At 50.8% G+C, this 21,018-nt stretch carries 37 protein-coding genes; 33 read left to right on the forward strand and 4 right to left on the reverse strand.

Annotated features, from left to right (window positions below; genetic code table 11):
- Positions 1-29 precede the first annotated feature (29 nt).
- The 3 genes from tuf to bfr all read left to right on the forward strand — a co-directional run bounded on the left by tuf (position 30) and on the right by bfr (position 2,164).
- Positions 30-1,214, forward strand: a complete 1,185-nt coding sequence (gene tuf / locus QNH99_RS02145; protein ID WP_013027471.1) for an elongation factor Tu — start codon at positions 30-32, stop codon at positions 1,212-1,214.
- A 176-nt stretch (positions 1,215-1,390) separates the two neighbouring features.
- Complete coding sequence (gene bfd, locus QNH99_RS02150; protein ID WP_063877469.1) at positions 1,391-1,585, forward strand: bacterioferritin-associated ferredoxin; 195 nt, start codon at positions 1,391-1,393, stop codon at positions 1,583-1,585.
- Between the two features lie 105 nt (positions 1,586-1,690).
- A complete protein-coding gene (bfr, locus tag QNH99_RS02155) occupies positions 1,691-2,164 on the forward strand; it encodes a bacterioferritin (protein ID WP_063877468.1) in 474 nt (157 codons plus the stop codon).
- Here the strand turns inward: bfr and QNH99_RS02160 are convergent.
- Positions 2,151-2,924 carry a prepilin peptidase gene (locus tag QNH99_RS02160; protein ID WP_410517247.1) on the reverse strand — a complete coding sequence of 258 codons (774 nt, stop codon included), beginning with the start codon at positions 2,922-2,924 and terminating at the stop codon, positions 2,151-2,153. The two genes, bfr and QNH99_RS02160, sit on opposite strands and share 14 nt — an antisense overlap.
- A 403-nt stretch (positions 2,925-3,327) precedes the next feature.
- On the opposite strand from QNH99_RS02160, the gene rpsJ reads away from it, so the two are divergent.
- The 30 genes from rpsJ to QNH99_RS02310 all read left to right on the forward strand — a co-directional run bounded on the left by rpsJ (position 3,328) and on the right by QNH99_RS02310 (position 17,783).
- Positions 3,328-3,639 (forward strand): 30S ribosomal protein S10, encoded by a 312-nt coding sequence (rpsJ, locus tag QNH99_RS02165; RefSeq protein WP_006120582.1) that lies wholly within the window; start codon positions 3,328-3,330, stop codon positions 3,637-3,639.
- A 32-nt stretch (positions 3,640-3,671) separates the two neighbouring features.
- Positions 3,672-4,301 (forward strand): 50S ribosomal protein L3, encoded by a 630-nt coding sequence (gene rplC, locus QNH99_RS02170; RefSeq protein WP_013027467.1) that lies wholly within the window; start codon positions 3,672-3,674, stop codon positions 4,299-4,301.
- Positions 4,302-4,311: 10 nt separating this feature from the next.
- Positions 4,312-4,917, forward strand: a complete 606-nt coding sequence (gene rplD, locus QNH99_RS02175; protein WP_063877466.1) for a 50S ribosomal protein L4 — start codon at positions 4,312-4,314, stop codon at positions 4,915-4,917.
- The gene (gene rplW / locus QNH99_RS02180; protein WP_006120585.1) at positions 4,914-5,216 is read left to right on the forward strand and encodes a 50S ribosomal protein L23; all 303 of its coding nucleotides are present in this window, start codon (positions 4,914-4,916) and stop codon (positions 5,214-5,216) included. Before rplD ends, rplW begins: the two co-directional genes overlap by 4 nt.
- Positions 5,217-5,233: 17 nt before the next feature.
- The gene (rplB, locus tag QNH99_RS02185; RefSeq protein ID WP_063877465.1) at positions 5,234-6,055 is read left to right on the forward strand and encodes a 50S ribosomal protein L2; all 822 of its coding nucleotides are present in this window, start codon (positions 5,234-5,236) and stop codon (positions 6,053-6,055) included.
- Positions 6,056-6,071: 16 nt separating this feature from the next.
- Entirely contained in the window at positions 6,072-6,350 is a 279-nt protein-coding gene (rpsS, locus tag QNH99_RS02190) for a 30S ribosomal protein S19 (RefSeq protein WP_001138115.1), read from the forward strand.
- A gap of 13 nt (positions 6,351-6,363) precedes the next feature.
- Positions 6,364-6,696 carry a 50S ribosomal protein L22 gene (rplV, locus tag QNH99_RS02195; protein ID WP_002919773.1) on the forward strand — a complete coding sequence of 111 codons (333 nt, stop codon included), beginning with the start codon at positions 6,364-6,366 and terminating at the stop codon, positions 6,694-6,696.
- Positions 6,697-6,713: 17 nt separating this feature from the next.
- A complete protein-coding gene (rpsC, locus tag QNH99_RS02200) occupies positions 6,714-7,412 on the forward strand; it encodes a 30S ribosomal protein S3 (RefSeq protein ID WP_006120587.1) in 699 nt (232 codons plus the stop codon).
- Positions 7,413-7,423: 11 nt separating this feature from the next.
- Entirely contained in the window at positions 7,424-7,834 is a 411-nt protein-coding gene (gene rplP, locus QNH99_RS02205) for a 50S ribosomal protein L16 (protein ID WP_002438716.1), read from the forward strand.
- Positions 7,834-8,025, forward strand: a complete 192-nt coding sequence (gene rpmC, locus QNH99_RS02210) for a 50S ribosomal protein L29 (RefSeq protein WP_006120588.1) — start codon at positions 7,834-7,836, stop codon at positions 8,023-8,025. The genes rplP and rpmC overlap by 1 nt, the downstream gene beginning before the upstream one ends.
- Positions 8,025-8,279 carry a 30S ribosomal protein S17 gene (gene rpsQ / locus QNH99_RS02215; protein WP_006120589.1) on the forward strand — a complete coding sequence of 85 codons (255 nt, stop codon included), beginning with the start codon at positions 8,025-8,027 and terminating at the stop codon, positions 8,277-8,279. Before rpmC ends, rpsQ begins: the two co-directional genes overlap by 1 nt.
- Before the next feature lie 168 nt (positions 8,280-8,447).
- Positions 8,448-8,819 (forward strand): 50S ribosomal protein L14, encoded by a 372-nt coding sequence (gene rplN / locus QNH99_RS02220; RefSeq protein WP_006120590.1) that lies wholly within the window; start codon positions 8,448-8,450, stop codon positions 8,817-8,819.
- A 10-nt stretch (positions 8,820-8,829) separates the two neighbouring features.
- Positions 8,830-9,144 (forward strand): 50S ribosomal protein L24, encoded by a 315-nt coding sequence (gene rplX, locus QNH99_RS02225; RefSeq protein WP_003850150.1) that lies wholly within the window; start codon positions 8,830-8,832, stop codon positions 9,142-9,144.
- 14 nt (positions 9,145-9,158) lie between these two features.
- Entirely contained in the window at positions 9,159-9,698 is a 540-nt protein-coding gene (gene rplE / locus QNH99_RS02230; RefSeq protein WP_006120591.1) for a 50S ribosomal protein L5, read from the forward strand.
- Positions 9,699-9,712: 14 nt separating this feature from the next.
- Positions 9,713-10,018: a 30S ribosomal protein S14 gene (rpsN, locus tag QNH99_RS02235; protein WP_006120592.1), complete on the forward strand. Its 306-nt coding sequence runs from the start codon at positions 9,713-9,715 to the stop codon at positions 10,016-10,018.
- 32 nt (positions 10,019-10,050) lie between these two features.
- Positions 10,051-10,443 (forward strand): 30S ribosomal protein S8, encoded by a 393-nt coding sequence (gene rpsH / locus QNH99_RS02240; protein WP_013027465.1) that lies wholly within the window; start codon positions 10,051-10,053, stop codon positions 10,441-10,443.
- Between the two features lie 12 nt (positions 10,444-10,455).
- A complete protein-coding gene (gene rplF, locus QNH99_RS02245; RefSeq protein WP_063877464.1) occupies positions 10,456-10,989 on the forward strand; it encodes a 50S ribosomal protein L6 in 534 nt (177 codons plus the stop codon).
- Between the two features lie 9 nt (positions 10,990-10,998).
- Positions 10,999-11,352 carry a 50S ribosomal protein L18 gene (gene rplR / locus QNH99_RS02250; protein WP_013027463.1) on the forward strand — a complete coding sequence of 118 codons (354 nt, stop codon included), beginning with the start codon at positions 10,999-11,001 and terminating at the stop codon, positions 11,350-11,352.
- Between the two features lie 14 nt (positions 11,353-11,366).
- Positions 11,367-11,867 (forward strand): 30S ribosomal protein S5, encoded by a 501-nt coding sequence (gene rpsE / locus QNH99_RS02255; RefSeq protein WP_006120595.1) that lies wholly within the window; start codon positions 11,367-11,369, stop codon positions 11,865-11,867.
- Positions 11,868-11,872: 5 nt separating this feature from the next.
- A complete protein-coding gene (gene rpmD / locus QNH99_RS02260; protein ID WP_013027462.1) occupies positions 11,873-12,052 on the forward strand; it encodes a 50S ribosomal protein L30 in 180 nt (59 codons plus the stop codon).
- A gap of 3 nt (positions 12,053-12,055) precedes the next feature.
- Positions 12,056-12,490: a 50S ribosomal protein L15 gene (gene rplO / locus QNH99_RS02265; protein ID WP_063877463.1), complete on the forward strand. Its 435-nt coding sequence runs from the start codon at positions 12,056-12,058 to the stop codon at positions 12,488-12,490.
- Between the two features lie 7 nt (positions 12,491-12,497).
- Positions 12,498-13,829, forward strand: coding sequence for a preprotein translocase subunit SecY (gene secY / locus QNH99_RS02270; protein ID WP_063877462.1), 1,332 nt, complete (start codon positions 12,498-12,500; stop codon positions 13,827-13,829).
- Between the two features lie 32 nt (positions 13,830-13,861).
- On the forward strand, positions 13,862-13,978 hold the full coding sequence (gene rpmJ, locus QNH99_RS02275) for a 50S ribosomal protein L36 (protein WP_004160566.1): 117 nt from the start codon (positions 13,862-13,864) through the stop codon (positions 13,976-13,978).
- A 144-nt stretch (positions 13,979-14,122) separates the two neighbouring features.
- Positions 14,123-14,479: a 30S ribosomal protein S13 gene (rpsM, locus tag QNH99_RS02280; RefSeq protein ID WP_003850176.1), complete on the forward strand. Its 357-nt coding sequence runs from the start codon at positions 14,123-14,125 to the stop codon at positions 14,477-14,479.
- 16 nt (positions 14,480-14,495) lie between these two features.
- Positions 14,496-14,885 carry a 30S ribosomal protein S11 gene (rpsK, locus tag QNH99_RS02285; RefSeq protein WP_004160563.1) on the forward strand — a complete coding sequence of 130 codons (390 nt, stop codon included), beginning with the start codon at positions 14,496-14,498 and terminating at the stop codon, positions 14,883-14,885.
- A gap of 33 nt (positions 14,886-14,918) precedes the next feature.
- Positions 14,919-15,539 carry a 30S ribosomal protein S4 gene (gene rpsD / locus QNH99_RS02290; RefSeq protein ID WP_063877461.1) on the forward strand — a complete coding sequence of 207 codons (621 nt, stop codon included), beginning with the start codon at positions 14,919-14,921 and terminating at the stop codon, positions 15,537-15,539.
- 25 nt (positions 15,540-15,564) lie between these two features.
- On the forward strand, positions 15,565-16,554 hold the full coding sequence (locus QNH99_RS02295; protein ID WP_033741519.1) for a DNA-directed RNA polymerase subunit alpha: 990 nt from the start codon (positions 15,565-15,567) through the stop codon (positions 16,552-16,554).
- Positions 16,555-16,594: 40 nt separating this feature from the next.
- Positions 16,595-16,981 carry a 50S ribosomal protein L17 gene (rplQ, locus tag QNH99_RS02300; RefSeq protein WP_003850180.1) on the forward strand — a complete coding sequence of 129 codons (387 nt, stop codon included), beginning with the start codon at positions 16,595-16,597 and terminating at the stop codon, positions 16,979-16,981.
- A 93-nt stretch (positions 16,982-17,074) separates the two neighbouring features.
- Entirely contained in the window at positions 17,075-17,443 is a 369-nt protein-coding gene (locus tag QNH99_RS02305) for a DUF1992 domain-containing protein (RefSeq protein WP_410517248.1), read from the forward strand.
- A 100-nt stretch (positions 17,444-17,543) separates the two neighbouring features.
- Positions 17,544-17,783 (forward strand): alternative ribosome-rescue factor A, encoded by a 240-nt coding sequence (locus QNH99_RS02310; protein WP_063877459.1) that lies wholly within the window; start codon positions 17,544-17,546, stop codon positions 17,781-17,783.
- On the opposite strand, the gene mscL is transcribed toward QNH99_RS02310, so the two are convergent.
- The 3 genes from mscL to rsmB all read right to left on the reverse strand — a co-directional run bounded on the left by mscL (position 17,780) and on the right by rsmB (position 20,994).
- Positions 17,780-18,190, reverse strand: coding sequence for a large-conductance mechanosensitive channel protein MscL (gene mscL / locus QNH99_RS02315; protein ID WP_063877458.1), 411 nt, complete (start codon positions 18,188-18,190; stop codon positions 17,780-17,782). The two genes, QNH99_RS02310 and mscL, sit on opposite strands and share 4 nt — an antisense overlap.
- 108 nt (positions 18,191-18,298) lie before the next feature.
- Positions 18,299-19,675, reverse strand: a complete 1,377-nt coding sequence (gene trkA, locus QNH99_RS02320; RefSeq protein ID WP_063877457.1) for a Trk system potassium transporter TrkA — start codon at positions 19,673-19,675, stop codon at positions 18,299-18,301.
- Positions 19,676-19,692: 17 nt separating this feature from the next.
- Positions 19,693-20,994, reverse strand: a complete 1,302-nt coding sequence (gene rsmB / locus QNH99_RS02325) for a 16S rRNA (cytosine(967)-C(5))-methyltransferase RsmB (protein WP_410517249.1) — start codon at positions 20,992-20,994, stop codon at positions 19,693-19,695.
- Positions 20,995-21,018 lie beyond the last annotated feature (24 nt).

A 21,018-nucleotide genomic window follows, 5' to 3' on the forward strand; every position in this document is an offset into this window, starting at 1 on the left:
GATGAAGGCATAACGTAAGGAATATCGCCATGGCGAAAGAGCAATTTCAACGTAACAAACTGCACGTAAACGTGGGCACCATCGGTCACGTCGACCACGGTAAAACCACCCTGACTGCAGCTATCACTACCGTTCTGGCTAAAACCAACGGTGGCCAGGCGCGTGCATTCGACCAGATCGACAGCACCCCGGAAGAAAAAGCACGTGGTATCACCATCAACACTGCACACGTTGAGTATGAAACCCCGTCTCGCCACTATGCGCACGTTGACTGCCCAGGCCACGCCGACTATGTGAAAAACATGATCACCGGTGCTGCGCAGATGGACGGCGCGATCCTGGTTGTTGCTGCGACTGACGGCCCAATGCCGCAGACCCGTGAGCACATCCTGCTGGGTCGTCAGGTAGGCGTTCCTTACATCATCGTGTTCCTGAACAAGTGTGACATGGTTGATGACGAAGAGCTGCTGGAACTGGTTGAGATGGAAGTCCGTGACCTGCTGTCACAGTACGACTTCCCGGGCGACGATACTCCAATCGTTCGCGGTTCAGCTCTGAAAGCGCTGGAAGGCAACCCAGAGTGGGAAGAGAAAATCGTTGAGCTGGCTGGTCACCTGGATAACTACATCCCGGACCCGGTACGTGCAATCGATATGCCATTCCTGCTGCCAATCGAAGACGTATTCTCAATCTCTGGTCGTGGTACCGTTGTGACCGGTCGTGTAGAGCGCGGCATCGTTAAAGTCGGCGACGAAGTTGAAATCGTGGGTATCAAAGATACTGCGAAATCAACCTGTACCGGCGTTGAAATGTTCCGCAAACTGCTGGACCAGGGTCAGGCAGGCGAAAACTGTGGTGTTCTGCTGCGCGGTATCAAGCGTGAAGACATCCAGCGTGGTCAGGTACTGGCTAAGCCGGGCTCAATTAAGCCACACACCAAGTTTGAGTCAGAAGTCTACGTTCTGTCTAAAGACGAAGGTGGCCGCCATACTCCGTTCTTCAAGGGCTACCGTCCACAGTTCTACTTCCGTACCACAGACGTGACCGGTTCAGTAGAGCTGCCAGAAGGCGTTGAGATGGTCATGCCGGGCGACAACATCAAAATGGTTGTTACCCTGATTCACCCAATCGCAATGGACGAAGGTCTGCGCTTCGCCATCCGCGAAGGCGGCCGTACCGTTGGCGCGGGCGTTGTTGCTAAAGTTATCGCTTAATTGTGATATTTGATGTGACTGCTTACGCGGTCACGGCAAAATAAAAAGAGCACTTCGGTGCTCTTTTTTTTTGCTTTAAATCGTTCAAAACGCATTTTCCCTTACAAAGGGTAGGTTTGAAATAAAAACGATTCGCATTTACACTGTGTGCACGAAATAGACTGAGTGATGAATAAATGTACGTCTGTCTGTGTAATGCCATCAGTGATAAAACCCTCCGTGAAGTCGTGCGCCGCTATCAGCCAAAATCTATTCAGCAGTTGCGCCAAATCGTGCCAGTAGGAAAGCAATGCGGTAAATGCATTCGTGTCGCCCGTGAAATCATGGACGATGAGATGCAGCAGGTTCCGCAGTATAAAGAGATAGCCTGAAGGCTTTCGTCATCGGACATGATAATACCCACAATTTTCATCGCGTTTTTTTGACTTCTTTTTAACCGCATCTACGCTCAAATAAACATGAGCGGAGGACGTGAAATGAAGGGCGATGCGAAAATCATAAGTCATCTCAATAAACTGTTGGGGAATGAACTGGTTGCAATCAATCAGTATTTTCTCCACGCACGGATGTTCAAAAACTGGGGGCTGATGCGTCTTAATGATGTTGAGTACCATGAGTCCATCGATGAAATGAAGCATGCGGACAAATACATTGAACGTATCCTGTTTCTTGAAGGCATCCCGAATCTGCAGGATCTGGGACGGCTCAGGGTTGGTGAGGATGTGGAAGAGATGTTGCAGTCCGATCTCAATCTTGAACTCGAAGGTGCAAAAGATCTGCGTGAAGCTATCGCATATGCCGACAAAATTCATGACTACGTGAGTCGGGATATGATGATCCAAATCCTGGCAGACGAAGAGCATCATATTGACTGGATCGAGACCGAGCTGGAGCTGATCAATAAAATGGGCATTCAAAACTACCTTCAGGCGCAAATCAGAGACGAGTGAGGCTTTGAATCACTATCACTCCCCAGCCCGCGACGGCCAGGAATGGACCAAAGGGAAGCGGGCTGCTTACAGACAACGTCCTGTTGATGACGACCAGTGCGATAAAGGCAAGCAGAGCCGTCAGGCTGGCAACCAGTGCAATCCAGGGTAGGGCCTGCCAACCGCACCATGTGCCCAGCGCGGCAAAAAGTTTAATATCCCCGTAGCCTAATCCCACCTGATTCTTTATCTGACGATATAGCCAGGCAAGTAGCCACAGCGAGCCATAACCTGCAATTGCGCCACCCACTGCCGCAGATACAGTGACTGGCTTATAGAAAAAGAAGCGTGCAAGTCCCAGCCAAAGTAACGCGCCTGTCAGCACGTCCGGTAGCAAGAGATGACGCTGGTCGATGGCTGCAAGTAACAATAACAGGCAGGATGCCGTCAGAATAAAAGCGGCCACGATGAGGTGGTCACTGAACAACATAGCCAGTAACAGGCAGAGCAGGGCGCCCGTTAACTCAAACAGCAGCGGGAGCAGGCCGACAGGACGTCGGCAAAACCGACAGCGGCCGTGCAGGCGCAGCCAGCTTATCACCGGGATTCTGTCTCGCCATAAGACTGGAGCCTGGCAGTGCGTACAATGCGAGGGCGGCGTCCAGAGGGAAGTGAACCAGTCGTCTGGCGATATGGCCGGATGATAGCGCTGGCAGGCCAACGCAAGAAAGCTGCCGAGTGCGGCACCGAGCGCCGTAACAGTAAACAGGATGATGAGCACCGCTTGTCACCTCGAAGAGACCGGAAATGTCGCTACAGCCTGACTGAAGGCTGATTCGCCGTCATGGGCAAGATCAGCAACGCGGAAGGTCTCTCACAGAGAAATTACAGTTTTGCATTTACTCTTCATCATCTTGTGCTGGCTTTCGCAAACAACCCGATTGCACTTTTCACGGGCAAAAACGCAACATGGGTTGCTTCCTGAGCAAATATACGTATAATGCGCGGGCCTACAGATATTGGTGGGCGCGATTCGAGCTGAATCGCAGACGGCAGAATTTTGGGCCGTCTGACAATACTCCCAACTGTGGAGTTATATGCTGAACGATTACACTCTCCCATCAATCGTAATGGGCTCGAGTAGTAATTTTTTTCGTCTATAAAATGTTTGGAGCCTTGGTCTCATGTCGAACCAAAGAATCCGTATCCGTCTTAAAGCGTTTGATCATCGTCTGATCGATCAATCAACCGCGGAAATCGTCGAGACTGCCAAGCGCACTGGTGCGCAGGTACGTGGTCCGATCCCGCTGCCAACCCGCAAAGAGCGCTTTACCGTTCTGATCTCTCCGCACGTTAACAAAGATGCGCGTGATCAGTACGAAATTCGCACTCACAAGCGTCTGGTAGACATCGTTGAGCCAACTGAAAAAACCGTTGATGCTCTGATGCGTCTGGACCTGGCTGCCGGTGTTGACGTGCAGATCAGCCTGGGTTAATCAGGTCATCGAGCGATTGAGAGGTTGAAACAATGATTGGTTTAGTCGGTAAAAAAGTGGGAATGACCCGCATCTTCACTGAAGATGGCGTTTCTATCCCAGTAACCGTAATCGAAGTTGAAGCGAACCGCGTTACTCAGGTCAAAGGCCTGGAAAACGATGGTTACCAGGCAATTCAGGTTACCACCGGTGCTAAAAAAGCAAACCGTGTGACCAAACCTGAAGCTGGTCATTTTGCTAAAGCTGGCGTTGAAGCCGGCCGTGGCCTGTGGGAATTCCGCACCGTTGAAGGTGATGAGTATGCCGTAGGTCAGAGCATCAGCGTTGAAATTTTCGCTGACGTTAAAAAAGTAGACGTAACTGGCACCTCTAAAGGTAAAGGTTTCGCAGGTACCGTTAAGCGCTGGAACTTCCGTACCCAGGACGCGACCCACGGTAACTCCTTGTCTCACCGCGTTCCGGGTTCTATCGGTCAGAACCAGACTCCGGGCAAAGTGTTCAAAGGCAAGAAAATGGCAGGTCAGCTGGGTAATGAGCGCGTAACGGTTCAGAGCCTGGACGTAGTACGTGTTGACGCTGAGCGCAACCTGCTGCTGGTTAAAGGTGCAGTTCCCGGTGCTACCGGTAGCGACCTGATCGTTAAACCAGCTGTGAAGGCGTAAGGGGATAGCAATGGAATTAGTATTGAAAGACGCGCAGAGCGCGCTGACTGTTTCCGAAACTACCTTCGGTCGTGATTTCAACGAAGCGCTGGTTCACCAGGTTGTTGTTGCTTACGCATCAGGCGCCCGCCAGGGTAGTCGTGCGCAGAAAACTCGCGCCGAAGTCACTGGTTCAGGCAAAAAGCCTTGGCGTCAGAAGGGTACCGGCCGTGCGCGAGCAGGTTCTGTAAAGAGCCCAATCTGGCGTTCTGGTGGCGTAACCTTCGCTGCGAAGCCACAAGACCACAGTCAAAAAGTTAATAAAAAGATGTACCGCGGCGCGCTGAAAAGCATCCTGTCCGAACTGGTACGTCAAGACCGTCTGATCGTCGTCGAGCAGTTCTCTGTCGAAGCACCGAAAACCAAGTTGCTGGCACAGAAGCTGAAAGACATGGCGCTGGAAGACGTGCTGATCATCACCGGTGAACTGGATGAGAATCTGTTCCTGGCTGCGCGTAACCTGTACAAGGTTGACGTGCGTGATGCAGCGGGTATCGACCCAGTTAGCCTGATCGCCTTCGACAAAGTCGTTATGACTGCTGATGCAGTTAAGCAAGTTGAGGAGATGCTGGCATGATCCGTGAAGAACGTCTGCTGAAAGTACTGCGCGCGCCGCACGTATCTGAAAAGGCATCTAGCGCGATGGAAAAAACCAACACCATCGTACTCAAAGTAGCTAAAGACGCGACTAAAGCAGAGATCGTTGCTGCTGTTGAGAAGCTGTTCGAAGTAGAAGTTAAAGACGTAAACACCCTGGTAGTTAAAGGTAAAGTTAAGCGTCACGGACAGCGTATCGGTCGTCGTAGCGACTGGAAAAAAGCTTACGTCACCCTGAAGGAAGGCCAGAATCTGGACTTCGTCGGCGGCGCTGAGTAAGTCGGAGGAGAAAGACAATGGCAGTTGTTAAATGTAAACCGACATCTCCGGGTCGTCGCCACGTCGTTAAAGTGGTGAACCCAGAGTTGCACAAGGGCAAGCCGTTTGCTCCATTGCTGGAAAAGAACAGCAAATCCGGTGGCCGCAACAACAACGGTCGCATCACTACCCGTCACATCGGTGGTGGTCATAAGCAGGCTTACCGTCTGGTTGATTTCAAACGCAACAAAGATGGTATCCCGGCAACCGTTGAACGTCTTGAGTACGATCCGAACCGCTCTGCGAACATCGCACTGGTTCTGTACAAAGACGGCGAACGCCGTTACATCCTGGCCCCTAAAGGCCTGAAAGCCGGCGACCAGATCCAATCTGGCGTTGATGCTGCGATCAAAGCAGGTAACACACTGCCGATGCGTAACATCCCGGTGGGTTCTACCGTTCACAACGTAGAAATGAAACCAGGCAAAGGCGGTCAGATTGCTCGCTCAGCCGGTGCTTACGTGCAGATCGTTGCGCGTGATGGTTCCTACGTAACCCTGCGTCTGCGTTCAGGTGAAATGCGTAAAGTCGAAGCTGACTGTCGCGCAACTCTGGGCGAAGTCGGTAACGCTGAGCATATGCTGCGCGTTCTGGGTAAAGCCGGTGCAACCCGTTGGCGTGGTGTTCGTCCGACCGTTCGTGGTACCGCGATGAACCCAGTAGATCACCCGCACGGTGGTGGTGAAGGTCGTAACTTTGGTAAGCACCCGGTAACCCCGTGGGGCGTTCAGACCAAAGGTAAGAAGACCCGTAGCAACAAGCGTACCGATAAGTTTATCGTACGTCGCCGTAGCAAATAATATTAGAGGATAAGCCATGCCACGTTCTCTCAAGAAAGGTCCTTTTATTGACCTGCACTTGCTGAAGAAGGTAGAGAAAGCGGTGGAAAGCGGTGACAAGAAGCCTTTGCGCACTTGGTCCCGTCGTTCAACGATCTTTCCTAACATGATCGGTTTGACCATCGCTGTCCATAATGGTCGTCAGCACGTTCCTGTCTTTGTTTCCGACGAAATGGTTGGTCACAAACTGGGTGAATTCGCGCCGACACGTACTTATCGCGGTCACGCGGCTGATAAAAAAGCCAAGAAGAAATAAGTAGGAGGAAGAGATGGAAACTTTAGCTCAACATCGCCACGCTCGTTCTTCTGCTCAGAAGGTTCGCCTTGTTGCTGACCTGATCCGCGGTAAGAAAGTGTCGCAGGCACTGGACATTTTGACCTACACCAACAAGAAAGCGGCTGTACTGGTCAAGAAAGTTCTGGAATCTGCCATTGCTAACGCTGAACACAACGATGGCGCTGATATCGACGATCTCAAAGTCGCGAAAATTTTCGTCGACGAAGGCCCAAGCATGAAGCGCATTATGCCTCGTGCAAAAGGTCGTGCAGATCGCATCCTGAAGCGCACCAGCCACATTACTGTGGTTGTGTCCGATCGCTGAGACTCTGGAGACTAGCAATGGGTCAGAAAGTACATCCTAATGGTATTCGCCTGGGTATTGTAAAACCATGGAACTCTACCTGGTTTGCGAACACCAAAGAATTCGCTGACAACCTGGACAGCGACTTTAAAGTACGTCAGTACCTGACTAAGGAACTGGCGAAGGCGTCTGTATCTCGTATCGTTATCGAGCGTCCGGCTAAGAGCATCCGTGTGACTATTCACACTGCTCGTCCTGGCATCGTGATCGGTAAGAAAGGTGAAGACGTTGAAAAACTGCGCACGGTCGTAGCGAAAATCGCTGGCGTTCCTGCACAGATCAATATCGCCGAAGTCCGTAAACCGGAACTGGACGCGAAACTGGTTGCTGACAGCATCACTTCACAGCTGGAGCGTCGTGTGATGTTCCGTCGTGCTATGAAGCGTGCGGTTCAGAACGCCATGCGTCTGGGCGCGAAGGGTATTAAAGTTGAAGTTAGCGGCCGTCTGGGCGGCGCCGAGATCGCACGTACCGAATGGTATCGTGAAGGTCGCGTGCCGTTGCACACTCTGCGTGCTGACATTGACTACAACACCTCTGAAGCGCACACCACTTATGGTGTAATCGGCGTTAAGGTATGGATCTTCAAAGGCGAGATCCTGGGTGGTATGGCTGCTGTTGAACAACCGGAACCGGCTGCTCAACCTAAAAAGCAGCAGCGTAAAGGCCGTAAGTAAGGAGAGTCGCTATGTTACAACCAAAGCGTACAAAATTCCGTAAAGTGCATAAAGGCCGCAACCGTGGTCTGGCGCAGGGTACGGATGTTAGCTTCGGGACTTTCGGTCTGAAAGCTGTTGGCCGTGGTCGTCTGACTGCCCGTCAGATCGAAGCAGCACGTCGTGCTATGACCCGTGCAGTTAAGCGTCAAGGTAAGATCTGGATCCGTGTATTCCCGGACAAACCGATCACCGAGAAGCCGCTGGAAGTGCGTATGGGTAAAGGTAAGGGTAACGTCGAGTATTGGGTTGCCCTGATCCAGCCTGGTAAAGTCCTGTATGAAATGGACGGCGTACCAGAAGAGCTGGCCCGTGAAGCATTCAAGCTGGCAGCAGCAAAACTGCCTATCAAAACCACCTTTGTAACTAAGACGGTGATGTAATGAAAGCAACAGAGCTGCGTGAAAAAAGCGTTGAAGAGCTGAACACTGAGCTGCTTAATCTGCTGCGTGAGCAATTTAACCTGCGCATGCAGGCAGCATCTGGCCAACTGCAGCAGTCTCATCTGCTGAAGCAGGTTCGCCGTGATGTTGCGCGCGTTAAGACTTTACTGACTGAGAAGGCGGGTTCGTAATGACCGATAAAATCCGTACTCTGCAGGGTCGTGTCGTTAGTGACAAAATGCAGAAATCTGCGGTTGTTGCTATCGAGCGTTTCGTGAAGCATCCAATTTATGGAAAATTCATTAAGCGTACGACTAAGCTGCACATCCATGACGAGAACAACGAATGTGGAATCGGTGACGTGGTAGAAATCCGCGAATGCCGTCCACTGTCTAAGACTAAGTCCTGGACACTTGTTCGCGTTGTAGAGAAAGCAATTCTGTAATAGAATCTGCCCTCTTTAAAAATCGAATGAACGGCTCGGATGAGCCGTTCATTTTTTCTACCCATCTGCGAGAACCGGTGTTATAATGCCGCGCCCTCAATTATGGGGCTTTCAAACGACCTGAGGTCTGGGTCCCGAAGTAGTAGTTGACATTAGCGGAGCACTGAAATGATCCAAGAACAGACTATGCTGAACGTCGCCGACAACTCCGGTGCACGTCGCGTAATGTGTATCAAGGTTCTGGGTGGCTCGCACCGTCGCTACGCAGGCGTCGGCGACATCATTAAAGTTACCATCAAGGAAGCAATTCCACGTGGTAAAGTTAAAAAAGGTGATGTCCTGAAGGCGGTAGTGGTGCGCACCAGGAAGGGTGTTCGTCGCCCGGACGGTTCTGTCATTCGCTTCGATGGTAATGCATGCGTTATTTTAAACAATAACAGTGAGCAGCCTATCGGTACGCGTATTTTTGGGCCGGTAACTCGTGAACTTCGTACTGAAAAGTTCATGAAAATTATCTCTCTGGCACCAGAAGTACTCTAAGGAGCTAACAATGGCAGCTAAAATCCGTCGTAACGACGAAGTTATCGTGTTAACCGGTAAAGATAAAGGTAAGCGCGGTAAAGTTAAGAACGTCCTGTCTTCTGGCAAGGTCATCGTTGAAGGTATCAACCTGGTTAAGAAACATCAGAAGCCTGTCCCGGCCCTGAACCAACCAGGCGGCATCGTTGAAAAAGAAGCTGCAATTCAGGTTTCTAACGTTGCACTCTTCAATGCGGCAACCGGTAAGGCTGACCGTGTAGGCTTTAGATTCGAAGACGGCAAAAAAGTCCGTTTCTTCAAGTCTAATAGCGAAACTATCAAGTAATTTGGAGTAGTACGATGGCGAAACTGCATGATTACTACAAAGACGAGGTAGTCCAGAAACTCATGAGTGAGTTCGGCTACAATTCTGTCATGCAAGTCCCTCGGGTCGAGAAGATCACCCTGAACATGGGTGTTGGTGAAGCGATCGCTGACAAGAAACTGCTGGATAACGCAGCAGCTGACCTGGCAGCAATCTCCGGTCAAAAACCGTTGATCACCAAAGCACGCAAATCAGTTGCAGGCTTCAAAATCCGTCAGGGCTATCCGATCGGCTGTAAAGTAACTCTGCGTGGCGAACGCATGTGGGAGTTCTTTGAGCGTCTGATCACCATTGCTGTACCGCGTATCCGTGACTTCCGTGGCTTGTCCGCTAAGTCATTCGATGGTCGTGGCAACTACAGCATGGGTGTACGTGAGCAGATCATCTTCCCAGAAATCGACTATGACAAAGTCGATCGCGTTCGTGGTTTGGATATTACCATTACCACTACTGCGAAATCTGATGATGAAGGCCGTGCTCTGCTGGCTGCCTTTGACTTCCCGTTCCGTAAGTAAGGTAGGGTTACTTAATGGCTAAGCAATCTATGAAAGCACGCGAAGTTAAGCGTGTGAAATTAGCAGACAAATTCTTCGCAAAACGCGCTGAACTGAAAGCGATCATTTCTGATGTGAACGCTTCCGACGAAGACCGTTGGGATGCCGTTCTCAAGCTGCAGAGTCTGCCGCGTGATTCCAGCCCTTCACGTCAGCGTAACCGCTGCCGTCAAACAGGTCGTCCGCACGGTTTCCTGCGGAAGTTTGGGTTGAGCCGTATCAAGGTCCGTGAAGCCGCAATGCGCGGTGAAATCCCGGGTCTGAAAAAGGCTAGCTGGTAATTGTCACCAATTGAATCACGGGAGTAACACAGATGAGCATGCAAGATCCGATCGCGGATATGCTGACCCGTATCCGTAACGGTCAGGCCGCGAACAAAGTTGCGGTCACCATGCCCTCCTCCAAGCTGAAATTGGCAATTGCCAACGTGCTGAAGGAAGAAGGCTTTATTGAAGATTTTAAAATCGAAGGCGACATCAAGCTGGAACTGGAACTGACTCTTAAGTATTTCCAGGGTAAAGCTGTTGTAGAAAGCATTCAGCGAGTAAGCCGTCCCGGCCTGCGCATCTATAAGAAAAAAGATGAGCTGCCAAAGGTAATGGCTGGTATGGGTATCGCTGTAATTTCTACATCGAAAGGTGTCATGACTGATCGTGCAGCGCGCCAGGCAGGTCTTGGTGGCGAAATTATCTGCTACGTAGCGTAATCGGAGGATACTATGTCTCGTGTTGCTAAAGCACCTGTCGTTGTTCCTGCCGGCGTAGAGGTAAAACTCAACGGTCAGGTAATTTCGATTAAAGGTAAAAACGGCGAGCTGACTCGTACTATCAATGATGCTGTTGAAGTTAAGCATGCTGACAACGCTCTGACTTTCGCCCCGCGCGAAGGTTATGTTGACGGCTGGGCGCAGGCGGGTACATCTCGCGCGCTGCTGAACTCGATGGTTATCGGTGTTACCGAAGGCTTCACTAAGAAGCTGCAGCTGGTTGGTGTTGGTTATCGTGCTGCCGTAAAAGGCAACGTAGTTAACCTGTCTCTGGGCTTTTCTCATCCAGTTGATCACCAGCTGCCCGCGGGTATCACTGCAGAGTGTCCGACTCAGACTGAAATCGTGCTGAAAGGCGCTGATAAGCAGGTGATCGGCCAGGTTGCAGCTGACTTGCGCGCCTACCGTCGTCCTGAGCCTTATAAAGGCAAGGGTGTCCGTTACGCCGACGAAGTCGTGCGTACCAAAGAGGCTAAGAAGAAGTAAGGTAACACTATGGATAAGAAATCTGCTCGTATCCGTCGTGCGACCCGTGCACGTCGCAAGCTCAAAGAGCTGGGTGCTACTCGCCTGGTGGTACATCGTACCCCGCGTCACATTTACGCACAGGTAATCGCCCCGAACGGTTCCGAAGTTCTGGTTGCTGCTTCTACTGTAGAAAAAGCTATCACTGAACAACTGAAGTTTACCGGTAATAAAGAAGCCGCAGCTGCTGTAGGTAAAGCTATTGCAGAACGCGCAATCGAAAAAGGCATCACTGGTGTTTCTTTCGACCGTTCCGGTTTCCAATATCATGGTCGCGTCCAGGCACTGGCAGATGCTGCCCGTGAAGCTGGCCTTCAGTTCTAAGGTAGAGGTCTAAGATGGCACACATCGAGAAACAAGCTGGCGAACTGCAGGAAAAACTGATCGCGGTAAACCGTGTTTCTAAAACTGTAAAAGGTGGTCGTATTTTCTCCTTCACCGCACTGACTGTAGTGGGTGATGGTAACGGCCGCGTTGGTTTTGGTTACGGTAAAGCGCGCGAAGTTCCAGCAGCGATCCAGAAAGCGATGGAGAAAGCCCGTCGCAACATGGTAAATGTCGCGCTGATCAACGGCACCCTGCAGCACCCTGTTAAAGGTGCGCACACTGGGTCCCGTGTGTTCATGCAGCCGGCTTCAGAAGGTACCGGTATCATCGCCGGTGGTGCAATGCGCGCCGTTCTGGAAGTCGCTGGAGTACATAACGTTCTGGCAAAAGCCTATGGTTCTACTAACCCGATTAACGTGGTTCGTGCAACTATTGACGGTCTGGGCAATATGAAGTCTCCGGAAATGGTCGCTGCTAAGCGTGGTAAATCCGTTGAAGAAATTCTGGGGTAATCACGATGGCTAACACTATTAAAATCACCCAAACCCGTAGTTCAATCGGCCGCTTGCCTAAGCATAAAGCCACTCTGGTTGGCCTGGGTCTGCGTCGTATTGGTCATACCGTAGAGCGTGAAGATACGCCAGCTGTACGCGGCATGGTCAACGCGGTTTCCTACATGGTTAAAGTGGAGGAGTAAGAGATGCGTTTAAATACTCTGTCTCCGGCCGAAGGGTCTAAGCACGCTAGCAAGCGTCTGGGTCGTGGTATTGGTTCTGGCCTCGGAAAAACCGGTGGTCGTGGTCACAAAGGTCAGAACTCACGTTCTGGCGGTGGCGTACGTCGCGGTTTCGAAGGTGGTCAGATGCCTCTGTACCGTCGTCTGCCGAAGTTCGGTTTCACCTCTCGCAAAGCAATGATCACCACAGAGATTCGTCTGTCTGATCTGGCGAAAGTTGAAGGCGGTATAGTCGACCTGAACGCGCTGAAAGCAGCCAACATTGTCGGTGTTCAGATTGAATACGTTAAAGTTATTCTTTCTGGTGAAGTTTCTGCACCGGTAACGGTTCGCGGCTTACGTGTCACCAAAGGTGCGCGTGCTGCAATCGAAGCTGCTGGCGGTAAAATCGAGGAATAAGTAGCAGATGGCTAAACAACCGGGATTAGATTTTCAAAGTGCCAAAGGTGGCTTTGGTGAACTGAAACGCAGACTTCTGTTTGTTATCGGTGCACTGATTGTCTTCCGTATTGGCTCTTTCATTCCGATCCCTGGTATTGATGCCACTGTACTTGCCAAACTGCTTGAGCAACAGCGTGGCACCATCATTGAAATGTTTAACATGTTCTCTGGTGGTGCTCTCAGCCGTGCTTCTATTTTTGCTCTGGGTATCATGCCGTACATTTCGGCATCGATTATTATCCAGCTGTTAACGGTGGTTCATCCTGCGTTAGCTGAAATCAAGAAAGAAGGGGAGGCTGGCCGTCGTAAGATTAGCCAGTACACCCGTTACGGTACGTTGGTATTGGCCGTATTCCAGTCAATCGGTATTGCTACCGGTTTACCGAATATGCCTGGTATGCAGGGCCTGGTGATGAATCCAGGCTTTGCATTCTATTTTACCGCTGTTGTGAGTCTGGTTACCGGGACAATGTTCCTGATGTGGCTGGGCGAACAGATTACTGAACGTGGTATCGGTAACGGTATTTCGATCATTATCTTCGCAGGTATTGTTGCGGGTCTCCCGCCGGCCATTGGCCATACCATCGAGCAAGCGCGGCAAGGTGACCTGCACTTCCTTCTGTTGCTGTTGGTTGCAGTTCTCGTATTTGCAGTGACCTTCTTTGTTATTTTCGTTGAGCGTGGTCAACGCCGCATTGTGGTGAACTATGCGAAACGTCAACAAGGTCGCCGTGTATACGCTGCACAGAGCACACATTTACCGTTGAAAGTGAATATGGCAGGGGTTATCCCGGCAATCTTCGCTTCCAGCATTATTCTGTTCCCGGCAACGATTGCATCGTGGTTCGGGGGCGGTACCGGTTGGAACTGGCTGACAACAATTTCGATGTATTTGCAGCCAGGACAGCCGCTTTATGTGCTACTCTATGCGACTGCTATCATCTTCTTCTGTTTCTTCTACACGGCGTTGGTTTTCAACCCGCGTGAAACAGCAGATAACCTGAAGAAGTCTGGTGCATTCGTACCGGGAATTCGTCCGGGAGAGCAAACGGCGAAGTATATTGATAAAGTAATGACGCGGTTAACCTTAATCGGTGCCCTGTATATTACGTTTATCTGCCTTATCCCGGAGTTCATGCGTGATGCGATGAAAGTTCCTTTCTACTTTGGCGGTACATCACTGCTCATCGTAGTGGTCGTCATCATGGACTTTATGGCTCAAGTGCAAACTCTGATGATGTCAAGTCAGTACGAGTCTGCATTGAAGAAAGCTAACCTGAAGGGCTACGGCCGTTAATTCAGGTGGTTGAGAAGTTACGGAGAGTAAAAATGAAAGTTCGTGCTTCCGTCAAGAAATTATGTCGTAACTGCAAAATCATTCGTCGCGACGGTGTCGTTCGTGTGATCTGTAGCGCCGAGCCAAAGCATAAACAGCGCCAAGGCTGATTTTCACATATTTTTCTTGCAAAGTCGGGTTGAGCTGGCTAGATTAGCCAGCCAATCTTTTGTATGTCTGTACGTTTCCATTTGAGTATCCTGAAAACGGGCTTTTCGGCATGGTACGTACATATTAAATAGTAGGAGTGCATAGTGGCCCGTATAGCAGGCATTAACATTCCTGATCAGAAACATACCGTTATCGCATTAACTTCGATCTTCGGTATTGGTAAGACTCGCTCAAAAGCCATCTGCGCTTCAACGGGTATTGCTGAAAATGTTAAGATCAGTGAGCTGTCTGAAGAACAAATTGATCAACTGCGTGATGCAGTTGCTAAATTCGTTGTAGAAGGTGATCTGCGCCGTGAAATCACCCTGAGCATCAAGCGTCTTATGGACCTTGGTTGCTACCGTGGTTTGCGCCATCGTCGTGGTCTTCCGGTTCGCGGTCAGCGTACTAAGACCAACGCACGTACCCGTAAGGGTCCGCGTAAACCGATCAAGAAATAATCGGGGTGAGTAAATAATGGCAAAGGCACCAGTTCGTGCACGTAAGCGTGTAAGAAAACAAGTCTCAGATGGCGTGGCTCATGTCCATGCTTCTTTTAACAACACAATCGTTACCATTACTGATCGTCAGGGTAACGCACTGGGTTGGGCAACCGCCGGTGGTTCCGGTTTCCGCGGTTCACGTAAATCCACTCCGTTTGCTGCTCAGGTCGCTGCAGAGCGCTGTGCAGAAGCGGTAAAAGATTACGGTATTAAGAACCTGGAAGTTATGGTTAAGGGTCCGGGTCCGGGTCGCGAATCAACAATTCGTGCACTGAACGCCGCTGGTTTCCGCATCACGAATATTACTGATGTGACTCCGATCCCTCATAACGGTTGTCGTCCGCCGAAAAAACGTCGCGTATAACGCCCCGTTTTTTAGGATAGTTGGAGAAAGAAAATGGCAAGATATTTGGGTCCTAAGCTCAAGCTGAGCCGTCGTGAGGGCACTGACTTATTCCTTAAGTCTGGCGTTCGCGCGATTGATTCCAAGTGTAAAATTGAACAAGCTCCTGGTCAGCACGGTGCGCGTAAGCCACGTCTGTCTGACTACGGCGGCCAGTTACGTGAAAAGCAAAAAGTTCGTCGTATGTACGGTGTTCTTGAGCGTCAGTTCCGTAACTATTACAAAGAAGCAGCACGTCTGAAAGGCAACACCGGTGAAAACCTGTTGGCTCTGCTGGAAGGTCGTCTGGACAACGTCGTTTATCGTATGGGCTTTGGTGCCACGCGTGCGGAAGCACGTCAGTTGGTGAGCCATAAGTCTGTTCTGGTCAATGGTCGCGTTGTTAACATCGCTTCTTATCAGGTATCTCCGAATGATGTCGTTAGCATCCGTGAGAAAGCCAAAAAGCAATCTCGCGTGAAGGCCGCTCTGGAGCTGGCTGAGCAGCGTGAAAAGCCAACCTGGCTGGAAGTTGATGCAACTAAGATGGAAGGTGTGTTCAAACGTATTCCTGAACGTACCGATCTGTCTGCGGACATTAACGAACACCTGATCGTCGAGCTTTACTCCAAGTAAAGCTTAGTACCAAAGAGAGGACACAATGCAGGGTTCTGTGACAGAGTTTCTAAAACCGCGCCTGGTAGATATCGAGCAAGTGAGTTCGACGCACGCCAAGGTGACCCTTGAGCCTTTAGAGCGTGGCTTTGGCCATACTCTTGGTAACGCGCTGCGCCGTATTCTGCTTTCATCAATGCCGGGTTGCGCGGTGACCGAGGTTGAAATTGATGGTGTACTGCACGAGTACAGCACCAAAGAGGGTGTACAGGAAGATATCCTGGAAATCCTGCTCAACCTTAAAGGTTTGGCGGTAAGAGTTCAGGGCAAAGATGAAGTTATTCTTACCTTGAATAAATCTGGCATTGGCCCTGTGACTGCAGCCGACATTACCCATGATGGTGATGTCGAAATCGTCAAGCCGCAGCATGTGATCTGCCATCTGACCGATGACAACGCATCTATTAGTATGCGTATCAAAGTTCAGCGTGGTCGTGGTTATGTGCCGGCTTCTGCCCGAATTCATTCGGAAGAAGATGAGCGCCCGATCGGCCGTCTGTTAGTTGACGCTTGCTACAGCCCTGTAGACCGTATCGCCTACAATGTTGAAGCAGCGCGTGTAGAGCAGCGCACCGACCTGGACAAGCTGGTCATCGAAATGGAAACCAACGGCACAATCGATCCTGAAGAGGCGATTCGTCGTGCGGCAACCATCCTGGCAGAACAACTGGAAGCTTTCGTTGACTTACGTGATGTACGTCAGCCGGAAGTGAAAGAAGAGAAACCAGAATTCGATCCGATCCTGCTGCGCCCTGTTGACGATCTGGAATTGACTGTCCGCTCTGCTAACTGCCTTAAGGCAGAAGCTATCCACTACATCGGTGATCTGGTACAGCGTACCGAGGTTGAGCTGCTTAAAACGCCTAACCTTGGTAAAAAATCTCTTACCGAGATTAAAGATGTGCTGGCCTCACGTGGTCTGTCTCTGGGCATGCGCCTGGAAAACTGGCCACCGGCAAGCATTGCTGATGAATAACCCGATCACAGGTTAAGGTTTCACTGAGAAGGATAAGGTCATGCGCCATCGTAAGAGTGGTCGTCAACTGAACCGCAACAGCAGCCATCGTCAGGCTATGTTCCGCAACATGGCTGGCTCTCTGGTTCGTCATGAGATCATCAAGACGACTCTGCCGAAAGCCAAAGAGTTGCGCCGCGTAGTTGAGCCGCTGATTACTCTTGCCAAGACCGACAGCGTAGCTAATCGTCGTCTGGCATTCGCCCGCACTCGTGATAACGAGATCGTGGCAAAACTGTTTAATGAGTTAGGCCCGCGTTTCGCGAGCCGTGCAGGTGGTTACACTCGCATTCTGAAGTGTGGCTTCCGCGCTGGTGACAACGCTCCGATGGCATACATCGAGCTGGTTGATCGTCCAGAAGCTCAAGCAGAGGCTGCAGCAGAGTAATCTGTTGCAACGTGAAAAACCCGCTTCGGCGGGTTTTTTATTGCCTGCTATTTGCCCTCTGCTACGCTTGTGGTGTAACAAAGGAGGCTAACAATGTGGTTAATCGATCAGCTGGCTGAACAGCATATTAAAGCGGCGCAGGAGAAAGGCGAACTCAGCAACCTTACCGGAGAAGGTGCGCCATTAGTGCTGGACGATGACAGCCATGTTCCACCTGAATTACGCGCGGGCTATCGTTTACTCAAGAATGCGGGGTTTCTTCCCCCTGAGCTTGAATTACGTCGTGAAGCGCTGGAAGTAAACGATCTTTTACGCCAACTGGATCCGGGCGATCCTGCAGCAGAAATGCATGCGCGCAAATTGCGGCACCTGACAGTGAAACTGCGTCAGGCGGGCATGAGCACAGCGTTTCTTGAGGGCGAATACGGTCCGGCCATTACCCATAAGCTCACGGTTGAATAGCGGCTATTTTTATCTGGCGTCAAGGCGAGTATAATTTCTTTCACTGCGGCAAGGTTTCGCGCAGTTGGACGTTCGGTCCACCTAAACTGATGGAGGAGATATGTCCCGTTATCGTCATACCAAAGGGCAAATACGTGATAATGCGATTGAGGCACTACTGCACGACCCTTTATTTAGACAGCGTGTTGAACAGAACCAAAAAGGGAAAGGCAGCTTTAAACGTAAAGAGAAACATGCAAAAGGTCGGGGATGGGAGGGCAGTGATAAGTGCAGGACTTATCACTGCCCTTCTGCTTTTAATGACAAAAAAGCCGCAATGTCTGCGGCTTTAACGTTTTAGATTTTTGTATTCTGCTGTTTGAGCAAGTCACGAATTTCCGTTAACAGAACTTCCTCATTAGAGGGTTTCGGCGCAGGCTTTTCGACTTCTTTTTTCTGGTAGAGTTTATTCATCAGTTTAATCGCCATGAAAATGGCAAACGCAACGATGATAAAGTCGAAAACGGTCTGCAGAAAAATGCCGTATTGCATTACAACCGCTGGCGCATCACCCACAGCGGGTTTAAGTACCCAGCCGAATGATTTGAAATCAACGCCGCCGATCAATAAGCCCAGCGGTGGCATGATGATATTTGCCACTAATGATGAAACAATTTTACCAAATGCCGCACCAATAATGACACCCACGGCCAGATCAACAACATTGCCGCGCATCGCAAAATCACGAAACTCTTTGAATAAACTCATACTTCTCTCCTTGCCTTAGCCAATGCCATAAAGTTTAACAAAGCTTGCCATATTTGCCATCGCTGCGAGCAATTAGCCGGATTATGCCAGACAACGCGCGACCTTTTATTACAGGAAGAACGGACTTGGCTGGAACAGGCGCTCGACGTCCGGTACAAATTTCTTATCGGTTAAAAACATCACCACGTGGTCGCCCTGTTCGATGCGCAAATTGTCATTCGCTATCATCACATCATCGCCCCGGACCACTGCGCCAATAATTGTGCCCGGTGGCAGCTTGATATCATCAATGGAACGGCCCACAACCCGTGACGTAGTTTCATCACCATGCGCAATCGCCTCAATGGCTTCGGCGATACCACGACGTAATGACGAGACGCCAACAATATCCGCTTTACGTACATGTCCCAGCAATGCCGAGATCGTCGCCTGCTGTGGCGAGATGGCAATATCGATAACGCTGCCCTGAACCAGATCAACATAAGCCCGTCGTTGAATCAGTACCATCGCTTTCTTGGCACCCATTTTTTTCGCCAGCATGGCGGACATAATATTGGCTTCGTCATCATTGGTAACGGCAATAAATAAATCGACCTGCTCAATGTGTTCTTCTGCCAGCAATTCCTGATCGGACGCATCGCCATAGAACACCACAGTATCGTGCAACTGTTCAGCCAGCTCGGCAGCGCGCTGCGGATTGCGCTCAATGAGTTTTACGCTGTAATTTTTTTCGAGTTGCTGCGCCAGACCAAATCCAATATTCCCGCCGCCCACTAACATTATGCGTTTATAGGGTTTTTCCAGACGCTGCATTTCGCTCATTACCGCGCGAATATGTTGGCTGGCGGCAATGAAAAAGACTTCATCGCCGGCCTCAATAATGGTCGAGCCTTGCGGACGGATAGGGCGATCCTGTCGGAAGATCGCCGCAACCCGCGTATCAATATGCGGCATGTGGTCGCGCAGAATCGACAGCGGATTACCCACGAGCGGGCCACCGTAATAGGCTTTTACAACGGCCAGACTGACCTTGCCTTCGGCAAAGTTGACCACCTGCAGCGCACCGGGATACTGAATCAGACGATAAATATTGTCGATAACCAGTTGCTCAGGCGAAATCAAATGATCAATGGGCACGGCCTCGGGGATAAAAAGCTTATCGGCATCACGCAAATAGTCTGCCGCACGAATACGGGCAATGCGATTCGGTGTATTGAAAAGCGAATAGGCGATCTGACAGGCAATCATATTGGTTTCATCAGAACTGGTGACGGCGACCAGCATATCGGCATCTTCTGCACCGGCTTCGCGTAAAATACGCGGATGAGAACCATGACCCTGTACAACGCGTAAATCAAACTTATCCTGCAGTTGGCGTAAACGCGTGGAGTCCGTATCGACAACGGTAATGTCGTTGTTTTCGCCAACCAGGTTTTCAGCCAGGGTACCGCCGACCTGACCGGCACCAAGAATTATGATTTTCATCGCTTTTCAATGCCTTCTCAGTGTGGACTCGCGAGCTTCACAAGCTTAGCGTAGAAAAAACCGTCTCCGCCTTCTGCTTCAGGAAAGACCTGCCAGCCGTTAAGGGGAGCACCAGACAGCGACACAGCCTGAGCATCCGAGTGGCGCTGTACAAAGTCGCTGATTTGCTGCTGATTCTCATCTGGCAGCACAGAGCAGGTTGCATAGATCATCGTACCGCCCGGTTTAAGCAGTGGCCATGTCGCATCCAGAATGTCACGCTGTAAGGCTGCCAGCTCAGTAATATCACGATCGCGACGTAACCATTTGATATCAGGATGACGGCGGATAACGCCGGTTGCTGAGCAGGGCGCATCCAGCAGTATGCGATCAAACTGACGTTGGTCACACCATTGCTGCGGGGTACGTCCATCCCCCTGTTTCACTTCTGCGGTCATACCAAGACGGCCCAGATTTTCATGCACGCGTTTCAGGCGCTGGGCATCAACATCGACAGCAAGCACCTGCGCCTCAGGGGCGATTTCGAGGATATGGGTCGTTTTACCTCCCGGCGCCGCGCAGAGATCCAGAATTTGCTCACCGTTTTTGGGCTCAAGCAGAAGCGCACAACGCTGGGCGGAGAGATCCTGTACCGTAATCCAGCCTTGCTCAAAGCCGGGTAACACATTAACGGATGCCGGCGATTCAAGACGCAAGGCTTCAGGCACATCGTCAGCAACAGCTGCGTTCCTTTCATCCGCCGTCAGCAGGGCCAGCCAGCTGTCACGCGAATGGTGCTGACGGTTAACCCTTAACCACATTGGCGGACGCTGGTTGTTCGCCTCAACAATTTGCTGCCAGTGCGCTGGCCAGGCCTGTTGAAGCCGGTTCAGTAACCAGCCCGGATGCAGGTGACGCTGTGGGCCATCCTGAATACTGGCAAGCAGTTCTTCCTGACGACGCTGGAACTGACGTAATACGCCATTAATTAGCCCTTTCAGGTTTGCTCGTTTCAGCACTTCAGCACCGGCAACTGTCTCATCTAATGCCGCATGAGCAGGTACACGTGTATAGAGCAGCTGATATAAGCCCACCATAATCAGGAAGTGCAGTGTACGCTGCTTACCCGTTAACGGGCGTTCCATCAATTTGCCGATAAGCGCTTCCAGCTGCGGTAAGGTGCGCAACACACCAAAGCAGATCTCCTGGACCAGCGCGGCATCTTTGTCTGAGAGCTTTTTCTGTGCCGCAGGCAAGACGGTATTCAGGGACTCGCCTTTATCGACAACGCGCTCGATCAGTTGAGCAGACAGGCTACGAAGATTGGTTGGTTTAGTCATAAGATAGTGCCATCAAGCAAAAGG

It is taken from the genome of Pantoea allii (genome assembly GCF_046529425.1).
Taxonomy (GTDB): Bacteria; Pseudomonadota; Gammaproteobacteria; order Enterobacterales; family Enterobacteriaceae; genus Pantoea; species Pantoea allii.

Excerpts from the sequence above, each read along its gene's own strand:
- tuf (WP_013027471.1), top strand. The coding sequence starts at position 30 with ATGGCGAAAGAGCAATTTCAACGTAACAAACTGCACGTAAACGTGGGC.
- bfd (WP_063877469.1), top strand. The coding sequence starts at position 1,391 with ATGTACGTCTGTCTGTGTAATGCCATCAGTGATAAAACCCTCCGTGAA.
- bfr (WP_063877468.1), top strand. The coding sequence starts at position 1,691 with ATGAAGGGCGATGCGAAAATCATAAGTCATCTCAATAAACTGTTGGGG.
- rpsJ (WP_006120582.1), top strand. The coding sequence starts at position 3,328 with ATGTCGAACCAAAGAATCCGTATCCGTCTTAAAGCGTTTGATCATCGT.
- rplC (WP_013027467.1), top strand. The coding sequence starts at position 3,672 with ATGATTGGTTTAGTCGGTAAAAAAGTGGGAATGACCCGCATCTTCACT.
- rplD (WP_063877466.1), top strand. The coding sequence starts at position 4,312 with ATGGAATTAGTATTGAAAGACGCGCAGAGCGCGCTGACTGTTTCCGAA.
- rplW (WP_006120585.1), top strand. The coding sequence starts at position 4,914 with ATGATCCGTGAAGAACGTCTGCTGAAAGTACTGCGCGCGCCGCACGTA.
- rplB (WP_063877465.1), top strand. The coding sequence starts at position 5,234 with ATGGCAGTTGTTAAATGTAAACCGACATCTCCGGGTCGTCGCCACGTC.
- rpsS (WP_001138115.1), top strand. The coding sequence starts at position 6,072 with ATGCCACGTTCTCTCAAGAAAGGTCCTTTTATTGACCTGCACTTGCTG.
- rplV (WP_002919773.1), top strand. The coding sequence starts at position 6,364 with ATGGAAACTTTAGCTCAACATCGCCACGCTCGTTCTTCTGCTCAGAAG.
- rpsC (WP_006120587.1), top strand. The coding sequence starts at position 6,714 with ATGGGTCAGAAAGTACATCCTAATGGTATTCGCCTGGGTATTGTAAAA.
- rplP (WP_002438716.1), top strand. The coding sequence starts at position 7,424 with ATGTTACAACCAAAGCGTACAAAATTCCGTAAAGTGCATAAAGGCCGC.
- rpmC (WP_006120588.1), top strand. The coding sequence starts at position 7,834 with ATGAAAGCAACAGAGCTGCGTGAAAAAAGCGTTGAAGAGCTGAACACT.
- rpsQ (WP_006120589.1), top strand. The coding sequence starts at position 8,025 with ATGACCGATAAAATCCGTACTCTGCAGGGTCGTGTCGTTAGTGACAAA.
- rplN (WP_006120590.1), top strand. The coding sequence starts at position 8,448 with ATGATCCAAGAACAGACTATGCTGAACGTCGCCGACAACTCCGGTGCA.
- rplX (WP_003850150.1), top strand. The coding sequence starts at position 8,830 with ATGGCAGCTAAAATCCGTCGTAACGACGAAGTTATCGTGTTAACCGGT.
- rplE (WP_006120591.1), top strand. The coding sequence starts at position 9,159 with ATGGCGAAACTGCATGATTACTACAAAGACGAGGTAGTCCAGAAACTC.
- rpsN (WP_006120592.1), top strand. The coding sequence starts at position 9,713 with ATGGCTAAGCAATCTATGAAAGCACGCGAAGTTAAGCGTGTGAAATTA.
- rpsH (WP_013027465.1), top strand. The coding sequence starts at position 10,051 with ATGAGCATGCAAGATCCGATCGCGGATATGCTGACCCGTATCCGTAAC.
- rplF (WP_063877464.1), top strand. The coding sequence starts at position 10,456 with ATGTCTCGTGTTGCTAAAGCACCTGTCGTTGTTCCTGCCGGCGTAGAG.
- rplR (WP_013027463.1), top strand. The coding sequence starts at position 10,999 with ATGGATAAGAAATCTGCTCGTATCCGTCGTGCGACCCGTGCACGTCGC.
- rpsE (WP_006120595.1), top strand. The coding sequence starts at position 11,367 with ATGGCACACATCGAGAAACAAGCTGGCGAACTGCAGGAAAAACTGATC.
- rpmD (WP_013027462.1), top strand. The coding sequence starts at position 11,873 with ATGGCTAACACTATTAAAATCACCCAAACCCGTAGTTCAATCGGCCGC.
- rplO (WP_063877463.1), top strand. The coding sequence starts at position 12,056 with ATGCGTTTAAATACTCTGTCTCCGGCCGAAGGGTCTAAGCACGCTAGC.
- secY (WP_063877462.1), top strand. The coding sequence starts at position 12,498 with ATGGCTAAACAACCGGGATTAGATTTTCAAAGTGCCAAAGGTGGCTTT.
- rpmJ (WP_004160566.1), top strand. The coding sequence starts at position 13,862 with ATGAAAGTTCGTGCTTCCGTCAAGAAATTATGTCGTAACTGCAAAATC.
- rpsK (WP_004160563.1), top strand. The coding sequence starts at position 14,496 with ATGGCAAAGGCACCAGTTCGTGCACGTAAGCGTGTAAGAAAACAAGTC.
- rpsD (WP_063877461.1), top strand. The coding sequence starts at position 14,919 with ATGGCAAGATATTTGGGTCCTAAGCTCAAGCTGAGCCGTCGTGAGGGC.
- QNH99_RS02295 (WP_033741519.1), top strand. The coding sequence starts at position 15,565 with ATGCAGGGTTCTGTGACAGAGTTTCTAAAACCGCGCCTGGTAGATATC.
- rplQ (WP_003850180.1), top strand. The coding sequence starts at position 16,595 with ATGCGCCATCGTAAGAGTGGTCGTCAACTGAACCGCAACAGCAGCCAT.
- QNH99_RS02305 (WP_410517248.1), top strand. The coding sequence starts at position 17,075 with ATGTGGTTAATCGATCAGCTGGCTGAACAGCATATTAAAGCGGCGCAG.
- QNH99_RS02310 (WP_063877459.1), top strand. The coding sequence starts at position 17,544 with ATGTCCCGTTATCGTCATACCAAAGGGCAAATACGTGATAATGCGATT.
- mscL (WP_063877458.1), bottom strand. The coding sequence starts at position 18,190 with ATGAGTTTATTCAAAGAGTTTCGTGATTTTGCGATGCGCGGCAATGTT.
- trkA (WP_063877457.1), bottom strand. The coding sequence starts at position 19,675 with ATGAAAATCATAATTCTTGGTGCCGGTCAGGTCGGCGGTACCCTGGCT.
- rsmB (WP_410517249.1), bottom strand. The coding sequence starts at position 20,994 with ATGACTAAACCAACCAATCTTCGTAGCCTGTCTGCTCAACTGATCGAG.